Origin of the sequence: Citrobacter sp. LUTT5 (assembly GCF_009905315.1) — a bacterium.
Classification (GTDB): Bacteria; Pseudomonadota; Gammaproteobacteria; order Enterobacterales; family Enterobacteriaceae; genus Citrobacter; species Citrobacter freundii.
The window spans coordinates 3379816-3392635 of the sequence record NZ_CP047606.1 but is presented as its reverse complement, the minus strand read 5'-3'; the positions used below and the strand labels follow the sequence as shown (position 1 = coordinate 3392635).

The window sequence follows — 12820 nt, the reverse complement described above, 5'->3', positions numbered from 1 at the left end:
AAACCTCACACCAGACCCAGCAGGGTCAGCAGTAAATCAATTGCTTTGATACCGATAAACGGCACAACCAGACCACCCAGGCCATAGATCCACAAATTGCGGCGCAGCATCGCGGAAGCGGATAACGGTTTGTAACTCACGCCTTTCAGCGCCAGTGGGATCAGAAAGACGATAACTAGTGCGTTAAAGATAACCGCGCTGAGGATCGCCGAGTCCGGCGAATGCAGCCCCATCACGTTCAGCGCATTGAGCTGCGGGTAGGTGGCGGCGAACGCGGCCGGGATAATGGCAAAATACTTCGCTACGTCGTTGGCGATACTGAAGGTGGTCAGCGAACCGCGCGTCATCAGCATCTGTTTACCAATGTGCACCACTTCAATCAGTTTGGTGGGGTTGGAGTCGAGGTCCACCATGTTGCCCGCTTCTTTCGCTGCCTGGGTTCCGGAGTTCATGGCAACGGCCACATCGGCCTGAGCAAGGGCTGGTGCGTCGTTAGTTCCGTCGCCGGTCATCGCCACCAGACGACCTTCCGCCTGATACTGACGAATCAACGCCAGCTTGGCTTCCGGTGTGGCTTCGGCTAAGAAGTCATCCACTCCGGCTTCCGCGGCGATTGCTGCGGCGGTCAAACGGTTGTCGCCAGTGATCATCACCGTTTTGATCCCCATTTTACGCAGCTGGGCAAAACGCTCTTTAATCCCGCCTTTTACGATATCTTTCAGGGCAATCACGCCAAGTACGTGGGAGCCTTCGGCCACCACCAGCGGCGTAGCGCCAAGGCGTGCGACGTTTTCGACCTTCTGCTCAACGTCGGCGGGGAAGTGGCCGACGTTGGCTTCGACGTGACGACGAATAGCATCGACCGACCCTTTGCGGATCATACGGTTGTCGATGTTGATCCCGCTCATCCGACTTTGGGCGGTAAACGGTACAAAGGTGGCGTGTAGCGATTGCACGTCGCGTATACGCAGATTAAAGCGCTGTTTAGCCAGAATCACGATGCTGCGGCCTTCCGGCGTTTCATCGGCCAGGGATGAAAGCTGCGCGGCATCGGCCAGCGTTTTTTCGTCCACGCCGTGGGCGGGCAGAAAATCTGAAGCCTGGCGGTTACCCAGCGTAATGGTGCCGGTTTTATCCAGCAGCAGTACATCCACGTCACCCGCCGCTTCTACTGCACGTCCGCTGGTGGCAATGACGTTCGCACCCAACATGCGGCTCATCCCGGCGACGCCAATCGCGGAGAGCAGCCCGCCTATCGTCGTAGGAATTAAACACACCAGCAGCGCAACCAATACCGTGACGCTGACCGCGCTACCGCCCCAGGCGGAAAACGGCCACAGCGTGGCCGTAGCCAGTAGAAAGACGATGGTCAGGGCTATCAACAGGATCGTCAGGGCAATTTCATTGGGCGTTTTACGCCGCTGTGCACCTTCAACCATGGCGATCATCCGGTCGAGGAACGTTTCACCAGGGTTTACGCTGCATTCGATAACCAGCCAGTCGGAGAGGATGCGAGTCCCGCCGGTGACGGAGGCGAAATCACCACCGGATTCACGAATCACCGGCGCGGATTCACCGGTAATGGCGCTTTCATCTACCGACGCGCCTCCTTCGATCACCTCGCCGTCACACGGGATAATATCGCCAGCTTCCACCAGCACGATATCGCCTTTACGTAAATCATCGGCAGGGACGTGATCCATTGCCGCGCCGTATTTCGGTTCGCGAAGCTTGCGGGCAAAGGCGGTTTTTTTGACGCCTTTCAGGCTGTTGGCCTGAGCTTTACTGCGTCCTTCCGCCAGCGCTTCAGCAAAGTTGGCGAACAGAACGGTAATCCACAGCCACAGACTTATCGCACCGGTAAACCAAGGATTACCCGGCATATGGCCTGTTGCCATCGCCACGGTTAACAGGGTCGTTAACAGACTGCCCAACCAGACGATAAACATCACCGGATTACGCCATTGGGTATGTGGGCTTAATTTTTTCACGGCGTCCATCAGCGCCTGTGCGACCAGAGAGGGTTCGAACAGCGCCAGTTGCTTGCGACTCATAGTAATGTGCTCCGCATCACTCAGTGTAATGACAGGTATTCTGCGACCGGGCCAAGCGCCAGGGCAGGAACAAAGGTGAGAGCGCCAACCAGTAACACCGTACCGATCAACAACCCGACAAACAGCGCGCCGTGGGTAGGTAGCGTGCCGGAGCTGGCTGGCTGGATCTTTTTACTGACCAGCGATCCGGCAATCGCCATCACGGGAATGATCACGCCGAAGCGACCGAAGAACATGCATAAGGCCAGCAGGCAGTTCCAGAACGGGCTGTTGGCGCTTAACCCGGCGAAGGCGCTACCGTTGTTGTTCGAGGCGGACGACACGGCATACAGCACTTCGCTAAACCCGTGTGGACCCGGGTTAAGCATGGCGCTGCGGCCAGCTTCGGTCATCATGGCGATCGCTGTGCCGATCAGGACCAGCGCAGGGGTGACCAGAATCGCCAACGCGGTCATTTTCATTTCGCGCACGTCGATTTTCTTACCCAGATACTCTGGTGTGCGGCCAATCATTAACCCGGCGATAAATACCGCCAGCAGCACGAACAGCAGCATGCCGTACAGACCTGAACCCACGCCGCCGAAGACCACTTCACCAATCTGCATTAACCACATCGGCACCATGCCGCCCAGTGCGGTGAAGGAGTCATGCATAGCATCGACAGCGCCGCAGGATGCCGCTGTCGTCACGACGGAAAACAGACTCGTGGCCAGCACGCCAAAGCGGCTCTCTTTGCCTTCCATGTTGATATTGCTGTCTGCACCGAATGCCATCAGGTGCGGGTTGCCCTGAACTTCAGCCCACATCACCACGGCTACGCAGACCACAAATATCAGCGACATGGCCCACAGCAGGGTCCGTCCCTGGCGACGATCGCCCACCACATCACCAAAGGCAAAACACAGCGCGGTAGGAATTAAGAAAATAGCCAGCATCTGTACCAGATTGGTCAACGCGGTAGGGTTTTCAAACGGATGTGATGAGTTAGCGTTAAAGAAACCGCCCCCGTTAGTGCCAAGCATCTTAATCGCTTCCTGTGAGGCGACGGGCCCCATCGGCAGCAGGTGTTTAACCCCTTCAAGGGTGGTGATGGGCTGATAGGGCAACACGTTTTGCAGCACACCTTGCTGAATGAAGAACAGCGCAATGAGCAATGCAATGGGGAGCAAGATCCACAGCGTAATGCGAATCAGATCGACCCAGGCGTTGCCCAAGGTGTTCATACTCTGGCGCGTGAAGGCGCGGGTCAGGGCAAAAATCACCGCAATCCCGGTTGCCGCTGACAGGAAGTTTTGTACGGTCAGCCCGACCATCTGGCTGAAGTAGCTTAAGGTGGTTTCACCAGCGTAGGATTGCCAGTTGGTATTAGTGACAAAACTCACCGCGGTGTTAAGCGCCAGATCCCACGAAAGCCCTGGCAGTTGCTGAGGATTTAACGGCAGCAGGTTTTGCGCCATCAGCATCGAAAACAGGACCAGCAGGCCCAGTACATTGAGCGCGAGGATCGCCAACAGATACTGCCGCCAGTTCATCTCCTGCTGTGAGATGCCCAGACCACGCCAGAGCAAACTCTCCACGCCAGTCAGGCCCGGCAGGGACGTATTATTGATCAGTCGAGCCAGCCCAAAGCCCAGCGATCTGGCGATGACAAACAGCACCAGCAAGAAACTGGCAATGAGTAAAAATCCTTGGGCCGCCATCAGAACGCCTCCGCATTAATCAGGGCATACACCAAATAACCTAATAATAAAAAGACCAGCACAATGCCGGTTATCACGCCTGCACTCACGGTGCACCTCCAGTGGCATAAATGTGATAACCAGAGCGTAGATTTTTGCTTGCAAAGATTTCGCAAAAATCAGTGGGTGGGGTGTAAAAAAAGTATAAAAATGGCAAAGACCATTATTTAACTAATGATTAGTATTAATTTAACTTTTATGTAACTTAATTACAGTTTTTAGCTAAACGGAGCATCAATAGATAAAAATAAGTGGTCGGATGAGTAGCAAAATTACACACAAGGCGGTATTATTTTCATCAGTTAACCAAGTTTATTTTTCCGGTGCGATTCACCGAACAGATATATGGGAGAGGATTATGGACTTTTATAAAGAATATCCAGCACACATTGTTTTCTTGCGCCGTACCTTTGCCGTTGTGGCGGGCGTGCTGGCGCTGCCGGTCATGTTGTTCTGGAAAGACCGCGCCCGTTTTTACAGCTACCTGCACCGCGTCTGGTCTAAAACCAGTGATAAACCGGTGTGGATGGAGCAGGCTGAAAAAGCCACCTGCGATTTCTACTGATAGCTAATAAATCCCCAAAAGCCGCTGATATCAGCGGCTTTTTTGTTCATGATAGCTACACTTACCTCAGGAATGAGAAAGGAGCGATCATGAGCGAGAAAATCCCTGTTGGTATAAGTGCCTGTCTGTTGGGGGAGGCGGTTCGCTATGATGGTGGGCATAAGCGGCTGGCCTTTGCTGTGGAAGAACTGTCGCCGTGGGTCGCGTTCGAACCCGTATGCCCTGAAATGGGTATCGGGTTACCGGTCCCGAGACCTGCGCTGCATCTGGTCAAAGAGGGCGAGGCTGTCTCCCTGCGTTTTAGTGATAAGCGCGAGGGTGATTTGACAGACGTAATGACGGCTTTTAGTCAGCGACAAAGCGATCGTCTGGAGCATTTGTGTGGCTATATTGTCTGTGCAAAATCGCCTAGTTGCGGTATGGAACGGGTGCGGGTCTACGACGCGGAAGGCAAAAACAACCGTAAAGCGGGACGAGGGATCTTTACGTCTGTGCTGATGTCGACGTTACCCTGGCTTCCCGTGGAAGAGGACGGGCGTTTGCACGACCCGCAGATTCGGGAAAATTTTGTTGAGCGCATTTATGCCTTGCACGAGCTCAACGGTATCCGTCAGCAAGGGTTAACGCGCGGAGCACTAATCGATTATCACAGCCGTTACAAGCTATTACTGTTGGCCCATTCCCAGCCGGAGTATCGCGAACTCGGGCGTTTTGTCGCGGCGATCGGCGAATGGCAAGATTTGCAGGCTTATTTTGTCGAGTATCGCTTAAGGCTGATGAGTTTGCTGGCGCATCTTCCCTCCCGGCGCAACCATACCAACGTGCTGATGCATGTCCAGGGCTATTTCCGTACGCAATTAAATTCTCGTCAGCGGCAGGAGCTGGCCTCTCTCATTGACGGGTATCGACGTTCGACTCAACCGCTGCTTGCGCCAATAACATTACTCAAACACTATATGGCGGAATATCCGGATGCTTATCTCTCCGGGCAGCGCTATTTCAATCCCTGGCCAGAGGCTCTGCGTTTGCGCTACGGGCGTTAAGTTTTTTCTTCAGGAGTGTTATGACCACCCATTTGGTCTGGTTTCGGCGTGATTTACGCCTGCACGACAACCTCGCGCTGGCGGCGGCTTGTCGGGATCGTTCTGCGCAGGTGCTGGCGTTATATATCGCTACCCCCGAGCAGTGGAAGGCCCACGATATGGCCCCGCGCCAGGCGGCATTTACCTGCGCGAAGTTGAATGCGTTACAAACAGCGCTGGCAGAAAAAGGCATCCCTTTATTGTTTTACGAAGTGGCTGATTTTGCGGCCAGCGTGGACACCATCAAAAATGTCTGCCTGCAGCATGACGTCAGTCGATTATTTTATAACTATCAATATGAAATAAACGAACGCCAGCGTGATGCCGCCGTCGAAAAGTCCTTACCTCAGGTGGTGTGCGAAGGGTTTGACGACAGCGTGATCCTGCCCCCGGGGGCGGTGATGACCGGCAATCATGAGATGTATAAAGTGTTCACGCCGTTTAAAAATGCCTGGCTGAAGCGGATTAAAGACGGTATTCCAGAATGCGTTAGCGCGCCGAAAATGAGGGACAGCGGCGCACTCAGCACGTCGTTAAGCGCAATAACGCTGAGCTATCCGCAGCAAGATTTTGATGCGCAGAGGTTTGTGGCAGATGAAAAATTGGCCATCGCGCAATTACGCCATTTTTGCCAGCAGGCGGCGGGAGAATACGAGCAGCAGCGTGATTTTCCTGCGATTGACGGGACCAGTCGATTATCCGCGAGCCTGGCGACAGGAGGACTATCACCGCGCCAGTGCCTGAATCGACTGCTCGCGGAGCAGCCGCAGGCGCTTGAGGGCGGCAGGGGTAGCGTCTGGCTGAACGAGCTTATCTGGCGTGAATTTTATCGTCATCTGATGACTTACCATCCGGCGCTGTGTCGGTATCAACCCTTTATCCACTGGACCGATCGCGTGCAATGGCAGAATAATCCGACGCATTTGCAGGCCTGGAAAACGGGTAGTACGGGTTACCCTATTGTGGATGCGGCGATGCGTCAGCTCAACGCCACGGGCTGGATGCATAATCGATTACGCATGATTACCGCCAGTTTTTTGGTGAAGGACCTGCTGATTGACTGGCGTAAAGGCGAACAATATTTCATGTCGCAACTGATTGATGGTGACCTCGCGGCCAATAACGGCGGCTGGCAGTGGGCAGCCTCAACCGGAACCGACGCCGCACCGTATTTCCGTATATTTAACCCCACGACGCAGGGCGAAAAATTCGACCGTGACGGTGAGTTTATCCGCCAGTGGGTGCCGGAACTGCGCGACGTACCGGGTAAAGCCATTCATGACCCGTGGTCGTGGGCAGAAAAAGCTCAGGTAACACTAAGTTATCCTCGCCCGATTGTGGATCATAAACAGGCAAGGCTGGCGACGCTGGCGGCATATGAGGCGGCGCGTAAAGGGTAAAGGCATGGTGGATTTTGCGTAATACCTTCCAACAGAATGAACATGTTGCAGTCGGGTGATTTTAGCGCTGAAGCGTGCGCTCAGTACCGTGAATACCCTGCTGCACAAGTTTTCTCTCAGCAGTAAATTTCCGTCATCTGAATGAAAATGACGGAAATTAATGACGACGCCAACGACCTCCACCCCGCATGATGCGGTGTTTAAAACGTTTTTACATCATCCCGAAACTGCACGGGGTTTTCTCGACATTCACCTGCCAGCTGAACTGCGGATGCTTTGCGATTTGAATTCGCTGCAACTGGAGTCAGAAAGCTTTATTGAAGCGGATTTACGTTCGCGCTACTCCGACGTGCTCTGGTCTTTGCACACACGCAACGGTGACGGTTATGTCTATGTGGTGATAGAGCATCAAAGTTCAGCCGAGCCACATATGGCTTTTCGTCTGTTGCGTTATGCGCTGGCGGCGATGCAGCGCCATCTGGACGCAGGGCACAAGGAACTGCCGCTGGTGATACCGATGCTGTTTTATCATGGCTGCCGAAGCCCCTATCCGTACTCATTGTGCTGGCTGGATACCTTTGCCGACCCCGTGGCGGCAAGACAGCTTTATTCCAGCGCATTTCCGTTGGTAGACATAACGGTGGTACCCGATGATGAGATCATGGCTCACAGGCGAATGGCGCTGCTGGAATTAATGCAAAAACATATCCGTCAGCGGGATTTGATGGGGCTGATAGAACAACTGACCACGCTACTACTTACTGGATGCGCTAATGACACGCAACTGCAGGCGATGTTTAATTACATCCTACGATCCGGCGATGAATCTCGCTTTAATGAGTTTATGCAAGAGATGGCGCAACGGATCCCCCAACATAAGGAGAGGCTGATGACTATTGCGGAGCGGTTACGGTTAGATGGATTACAGGAAGGTTTACAACAAGGCAAAGAAGTAGGAAAGCGAGAAGCCGCATTACGTATAGCGCAAACTATGCTGGAGCAGGGAATAGATCGCGCAATGGTACTACTAGTGACGGGGCTTACTGAAGAGGAACTCGCTGCAAGTTATGCGTAATTACCCGAAAAAACAGGCCCGAATAGTATTACATCATCGGGCCCTTACACTCAGGATTCTACCGCCAGCGGACGGTTTCTGAACTTAAGCGACTGGTACAGCCAAATCAGCAGCACCAACACCATGCAGGCCAGCGCGCCCCAGGTAATTTCGCTAAAGACATCAATATACGCATTGATGGAGTAGTTGATAGCGCCAGCAGCATCAAAAGAGCCTTGCGACGTCTGATCGGCGATAACGCCTGCCAGATAGTTGGCGATGGCGCCGGACAGCAGCATATAAATGCCTGTTAATACGCCAGTCACCCCAGGGATCTCAATACGCGTAATTTGCGACATCGCCACCGGGTCGATAAACAGTTCGGCAAAGCCCATGACCGCCAGCCCCAATACCATCAGCGGCATGGAAGAGTGGCCGTAAGCTGCGGACCAGCGGGCGCTTAAGGTCAGAATGCAGAACCCTGCGCTCATTAAACCGAGGCCAAGGGCGAATTTACCCCAAATACGTACGGTACGATTGCCGCCAACGCTTTCTTTGATTACCCAGGCCAGCACGATACCGCACAGCATAACGGCAAAGGCGTTAACCGACTGGAACATCGCGGTCGGGACGGAATACCCCAAAATATCGCGATTTACGAAGCGGTCAATATACAGGCTAATCGAGCTGCCGCCCTGTTGAGCAAAGGCCCAGAACAGCAAGCTGAAGAAGGTCAGCGTGACGATAAGCCCCAATTCTTTGCGCTGCTTTTGGGTTTGCGCCTGACGGTAAATCTTCGCCAGAACCGCCAGACCAATAACCGTGGCAACAATCAGTGCGTAAACGGACCACTCTTTCCAGAACAGGACGGTAATCAGTAACGGTGCTGCAACCAGCAGAACTAACAGCCAGGCCCAGTTTGGCAGCATATACTTTTTCGCACACAGCACAGCCTTGTTGACGCCAGTGGTATGAGCGAAATGGCGATTACCGCATAAGAAAATCACTAACCCAGCCAGCATGCCAATCGCAGCCAGCGCAAAGCCCATCGCCCAGCTGTACTCTTCCTGCACGTATCCGCAGGCAATCGGTGCGAGGATCGAACCGATGTTACCGGCTGCGTAGAGCAGAGAGAATCCACCGTCGCGACGCGGATCTTCAGGTTGATATAACTCGCCCAGCAGGCAACTAATGTTGGATTTAAACAGACCGTAGCCGCAGACAATGATCGCCAGCGACAAATAAAGGAACGCCGGAGCCATTTCGCTTGCGCCCAATACCAGATGTCCCACCGCCATTAAAAATGCGCCGATCATCACCGCCATTCGATTACCGAGCACTTTATCTGCCAGGTATCCCCCGAGAATGGGGGTGACGTAGACCAGCGAACAGTAGGCGCTGAACAGTTCATATGCGTGATTATCGTCGTACTTGAGCTGGTTAGTGAGATACAGGATCAGCAGCGCACGCATGCCGTAAAAACTGAAATATTCCCAGATTTGTAGCGCGACGACGTAATAAATCGCCCGTGGTTGAGATGCTTGTTTATTCATTATTTTCTCGAAGTAAATGCCTCGCGACAGGCTGAGCGTACTGCGCGAGCGTGTTTCCTTAAAGTTGTAACTTTGATACAGATCTGATTATTTTTGCAATATGCTGTCTGATTGCATAAATATACATGAATTGGATCGCGTAGTGGTAAGCAAATCATGTTCAAAGCGGGTGTGATTGTTTCTTGATGTGTCAGTGAAATGGCTATCGACGAACGCAGGCGAGGACGCTATTTTAACCTAAGCTGTGTTGCTGATTAGGCAGGCAGAATTAATGACTACGAGGACGATGATGAAAAACACCGAACTGGAACAACTGATCAACGACAAACTGAACAGCGCCGCCATTAGCGACTATGCGCCGAATGGTTTGCAGGTTGAGGGCAAAGAGACGGTGCATAAAATCGTGACCGGCGTGACCGCAAGTCAGGCGCTGCTGGATGAGGCGGTGCGCCTGCAGGCCGATGCGGTTATCGTTCATCACGGTTATTTCTGGAAAGGCGAATCTCCGGTAATTCGCGGCATGAAGCGCCATCGTCTGAAAACGCTGTTGGAAAACGATATCAACCTGTATGGCTGGCACCTGCCGCTGGATGCTCACCCGGAACTGGGGAATAACGTGCAGTTGGCCGCGCTGTTGGGGATTACCGTGATGGGTGAGATCGAACCGCTGGTGCCATGGGGAGAACTCTCCATGCCGGTTCCGGGACTGGAGTTGGCATCGTGGATTGAAGCGCGTTTAGGCCGTAAACCGTTATGGTGTGGTGATACCGGTCCGGAAAAAGTTCAGCGCGTCGCCTGGTGTACCGGGGGCGGTCAAAGTTTTATTGATAGCGCAGCCCGATTTGGCGTCGACGCTTTTATCACTGGTGAAGTTTCAGAGCAAACCATTCACTCAGCCCGCGAGCAGGGGCTGCATTTTTATGCTGCCGGTCACCATGCGACCGAACGCGGCGGCATTCGCGCATTAAGCGATTGGCTTAATGAAAATACCGATCTGGACGTGACTTTTATCGATATTCCTAATCCAGCGTAATAAAGAGGGACGAAAGTGCAGCGAGCGCGTTGTTATCTGTTAGGTGAAACGGCAGTGGTTCTTGAACTGGAACCACCCATTACGCTGGCGACTCAGAAACGCATCTGGCGTCTGGCCCAGCGTCTGGTTGATGCCCCGAATGTACTGGAAGCTATTCCAGGCATGAACAATATCACGGTGACCTTGCGCGACCCGCAAACGCTGGCGCTGGATGCGATTGAGCGCCTGCAACGCTGGTGGGAAGAGAGTGAAGCACTGGAGCCGGATTCGCGCTTTATTGAAATTCCCGTCACCTATGGCGGTGAGGCCGGCCCCGATCTGGCAGAGGTCGCCCGGCACAGCGGATTAAGTGACAAGCAAGTTGTGGAACTTCATGCGTCGGTTGATTACGTGGTGTGGTTTATCGGTTTTCAGCCGGGATTCCCCTATCTCGGGAGCTTACCTGAACAACTGCATACTCCCAGACGTGCGGAACCGCGTTTGCTTGTTCCGGCAGGTTCTGTCGGTATCGGTGGATCTCAAACGGGGATCTACCCGCTTTCCACGCCTGGCGGGTGGCAATTGATTGGGCGTACCTCCGTTTCGTTATTTGATCCAAAACGGGAGGAGCCGATTCTGTTACGGGCTGGCGATACCGTGCGTTTTGTCCCGCAGAAGGAGGGGATATGTTAAACATCATCCGCGCTGGCATGTACACCTCAGTACAGGACGGGGGACGTCATAGTTTTCGTCAATCCGGAATCAGTCACTGTGGGGCGCTGGATAAACCGGCGCTGAACGTGGCTAACCTGCTGGTGGGTAATGATGCGAATGCCGCAGCGCTGGAAATCACGCTGGGGCAACTGGTGGTGGAGTTTGAAGCCGATGGCTGGTTTGCCCTGACCGGTGCCGGATGCGAAGCGCATCTGGATCGTACGCCCGTGTGGAGCGGATGGCGGTTACCGGTAAAAGCCGGGCAGCGCCTGACGCTAAAACGTCCGCTTCATGGCATGCGCAGTTATCTGGCGATAGCGGGCGGTATTGATGTTCCTGAAGTGATGGGCTCGCGTAGTACCGATCTGAAAGTGGGCATTGGTGGGTTTGAAGGGCGTCTACTGCGTGATGGCGATCGACTGGCGATTGGCGTATCTACCCGGAAATTCAGCGAGCCGCAAGGTGTTAAGCAACTGATGTGGGGTAATCTCATTCGTGCGCTGCCCGGACCTGAATATCAGGAGTTTGATGAGGTATCGCAGGCTTCGTTCTGGCGCTCACCGTGGCAACTTAGCCCACAAAGTAACCGTATGGGGTATCGTCTTCAGGGGCAGCCGCTGACGCGCACGACCGATCGCGAGCTGCTGTCGCATGGCTTGCTCCCCGGTGTGGTGCAGGTTCCACATAATGGCCAACCCATTGTGCTGATGAACGATGCTCAGACGACGGGCGGCTATCCGCGCATCGCCTGTATTATTGAGGCAGATATGTATCATCTGGCGCAGATCCCGCTCGGTCAACCGATTCATTTTGTGCAGTGTTCGCTGGAGGAAGCGCTGAAGGCGCGGTACGACCAGCAGCGTTACCTGGAACAGTTAGCATGGCGGCTTAACAATGAAAATTGATCTCAATGCAGACCTCGGTGAGGGATGTGCGAACGATGCAGCGTTGCTGCAATTGGTGTCATCGGCCAACATCGCCTGTGGGTTTCACGCAGGCGATGCGCAAACCATGCTCTCAAGCGTGCGCGAAGCGCTAAAAAATGGCGTAGCGATAGGTGCGCATCCCAGCTTTCCGGATCGGGAAAATTTTGGCCGTAGCGCCATGACCCTGCCTGCGCAAACGGTGTATGCGCAGACGCTGTATCAAATTGGCGCGCTGGCTGCCATCACGCGGGCGGAGGGCGGTGTGATGCATCATGTCAAACCGCATGGCATGCTCTATAACCAGGCAGCGAAAGATCCTCAACTGGCTGATGCGATTGCGAAAGCGGTTCATGCCTGCGATCCGTCGCTGATTTTAGTGGGACTGGCGGGAAGCGAACTGATTCGTGCTGGAGAACACTATGGCCTGGTAACGCGTCAGGAGGTGTTTGCCGATCGGGGTTATCAGGCCGATGGCAGCCTGGTGCCGCGTAGTCAGCCGGGCGCACTGATTGAGGATGAAGAGCAGGCGTTGGCGCAAACGTTAGAAATGGTGCAATCCGGCAGAGTAAAAAGCCAAAGTGGGACATGGGCGAGCGTGACTGCCCAGACGGTATGCATTCATGGGGATGGCGAGCACGCACTCGCTTTTGCTCGTCGCTTGCGTAGCGCCTTTGAAGCATGCAATATTCAAATTAGCGCATAAATTTATTCATACAAAACA

The 12820-nt window shown here is 53.8% G+C and carries 12 protein-coding genes; 8 read left to right on the top strand and 4 right to left on the bottom strand.

All coding sequences use genetic code 11. The annotated features are described in order from the left end of the window. Positions 1 to 5 precede the first annotated feature (5 nt). The 3 genes from kdpB to kdpF are packed head-to-tail and all read right to left on the bottom strand — an operon-like array spanning position 6 to position 3843. Positions 6 to 2054 (bottom strand): potassium-transporting ATPase subunit KdpB, encoded by a 2049-nt coding sequence (gene kdpB, locus GUC46_RS16440; protein ID WP_160180500.1) that lies wholly within the window; start codon positions 2052 to 2054, stop codon positions 6 to 8. Positions 2055 to 2074: 20 nt separating this feature from the next. Next, the gene (gene kdpA, locus GUC46_RS16435) at positions 2075 to 3754 is read right to left on the bottom strand and encodes a potassium-transporting ATPase subunit KdpA (RefSeq protein WP_121539842.1); all 1680 of its coding nucleotides are present in this window, start codon (positions 3752 to 3754) and stop codon (positions 2075 to 2077) included. Continuing rightward, the gene (gene kdpF, locus GUC46_RS16430) at positions 3754 to 3843 is read right to left on the bottom strand and encodes a K(+)-transporting ATPase subunit F (RefSeq protein ID WP_001670793.1); all 90 of its coding nucleotides are present in this window, start codon (positions 3841 to 3843) and stop codon (positions 3754 to 3756) included. The genes kdpA and kdpF overlap by 1 nt, the downstream gene beginning before the upstream one ends. Before the next feature lie 308 nt (positions 3844 to 4151). Between kdpF and GUC46_RS16425 the strand changes: the two genes are divergently transcribed. The 4 genes from GUC46_RS16425 to GUC46_RS16410 all read left to right on the top strand — a co-directional run bounded on the left by GUC46_RS16425 (position 4152) and on the right by GUC46_RS16410 (position 7915). Next, positions 4152 to 4358 carry a YbfA family protein gene (locus GUC46_RS16425; RefSeq protein ID WP_003022870.1) on the top strand — a complete coding sequence of 69 codons (207 nt, stop codon included), beginning with the start codon at positions 4152 to 4154 and terminating at the stop codon, positions 4356 to 4358. 89 nt (positions 4359 to 4447) lie between these two features. Continuing rightward, positions 4448 to 5401: a DUF523 and DUF1722 domain-containing protein gene (locus GUC46_RS16420; protein ID WP_044712680.1), complete on the top strand. Its 954-nt coding sequence runs from the start codon at positions 4448 to 4450 to the stop codon at positions 5399 to 5401. A 20-nt stretch (positions 5402 to 5421) separates the two neighbouring features. Beyond that, positions 5422 to 6840, top strand: a complete 1419-nt coding sequence (phrB, locus tag GUC46_RS16415; RefSeq protein ID WP_121539843.1) for a deoxyribodipyrimidine photo-lyase — start codon at positions 5422 to 5424, stop codon at positions 6838 to 6840. Positions 6841 to 7000: 160 nt separating this feature from the next. Further along, positions 7001 to 7915: an Rpn family recombination-promoting nuclease/putative transposase gene (locus GUC46_RS16410; RefSeq protein WP_160180498.1), complete on the top strand. Its 915-nt coding sequence runs from the start codon at positions 7001 to 7003 to the stop codon at positions 7913 to 7915. A gap of 50 nt (positions 7916 to 7965) precedes the next feature. Here the strand turns inward: GUC46_RS16410 and dtpD are convergent, their stop codons facing one another. Beyond that, the gene (dtpD, locus tag GUC46_RS16405; RefSeq protein WP_130714870.1) at positions 7966 to 9447 is read right to left on the bottom strand and encodes a dipeptide permease DtpD; all 1482 of its coding nucleotides are present in this window, start codon (positions 9445 to 9447) and stop codon (positions 7966 to 7968) included. A gap of 289 nt (positions 9448 to 9736) precedes the next feature. On the opposite strand from dtpD, the gene ybgI reads away from it, so the two are divergent. From ybgI to pxpA, 4 genes are read left to right on the top strand one after another with little or no spacing between them, the layout of a single operon-like run. Continuing rightward, positions 9737 to 10480, top strand: a complete 744-nt coding sequence (ybgI, locus tag GUC46_RS16400; RefSeq protein ID WP_048998327.1) for a radiation resistance protein YbgI — start codon at positions 9737 to 9739, stop codon at positions 10478 to 10480. A 15-nt stretch (positions 10481 to 10495) separates the two neighbouring features. Then, positions 10496 to 11152, top strand: a complete 657-nt coding sequence (gene pxpB, locus GUC46_RS16395) for a 5-oxoprolinase subunit PxpB (protein WP_003835457.1) — start codon at positions 10496 to 10498, stop codon at positions 11150 to 11152. Next, a complete protein-coding gene (gene pxpC / locus GUC46_RS16390; RefSeq protein WP_048998329.1) occupies positions 11146 to 12078 on the top strand; it encodes a 5-oxoprolinase subunit PxpC in 933 nt (310 codons plus the stop codon). The genes pxpB and pxpC overlap by 7 nt, the downstream gene beginning before the upstream one ends. Next, a complete protein-coding gene (gene pxpA, locus GUC46_RS16385; RefSeq protein ID WP_003835451.1) occupies positions 12068 to 12802 on the top strand; it encodes a 5-oxoprolinase subunit PxpA in 735 nt (244 codons plus the stop codon). Before pxpC ends, pxpA begins: the two co-directional genes overlap by 11 nt. The last annotated feature ends 18 nt before the right edge of the window (positions 12803 to 12820 follow it).

Bases quoted from the DNA above. Each gene is read 5' to 3' on its own strand.
- GUC46_RS16420 (WP_044712680.1), top strand. From the start codon at position 4,448: ATGAGCGAGAAAATCCCTGTTGGTATAAGTGCCTGTCTGTTGGGGGAG.
- kdpB (WP_160180500.1), bottom strand. From the start codon at position 2,054: ATGAGTCGCAAGCAACTGGCGCTGTTCGAACCCTCTCTGGTCGCACAG.
- phrB (WP_121539843.1), top strand. From the start codon at position 5,422: ATGACCACCCATTTGGTCTGGTTTCGGCGTGATTTACGCCTGCACGAC.
- ybgI (WP_048998327.1), top strand. From the start codon at position 9,737: ATGAAAAACACCGAACTGGAACAACTGATCAACGACAAACTGAACAGC.
- dtpD (WP_130714870.1), bottom strand. From the start codon at position 9,447: ATGAATAAACAAGCATCTCAACCACGGGCGATTTATTACGTCGTCGCG.
- GUC46_RS16425 (WP_003022870.1), top strand. From the start codon at position 4,152: ATGGACTTTTATAAAGAATATCCAGCACACATTGTTTTCTTGCGCCGT.
- kdpA (WP_121539842.1), bottom strand. From the start codon at position 3,754: ATGGCGGCCCAAGGATTTTTACTCATTGCCAGTTTCTTGCTGGTGCTG.
- GUC46_RS16410 (WP_160180498.1), top strand. From the start codon at position 7,001: ATGACGACGCCAACGACCTCCACCCCGCATGATGCGGTGTTTAAAACG.
- pxpC (WP_048998329.1), top strand. From the start codon at position 11,146: ATGTTAAACATCATCCGCGCTGGCATGTACACCTCAGTACAGGACGGG.
- pxpA (WP_003835451.1), top strand. From the start codon at position 12,068: ATGAAAATTGATCTCAATGCAGACCTCGGTGAGGGATGTGCGAACGAT.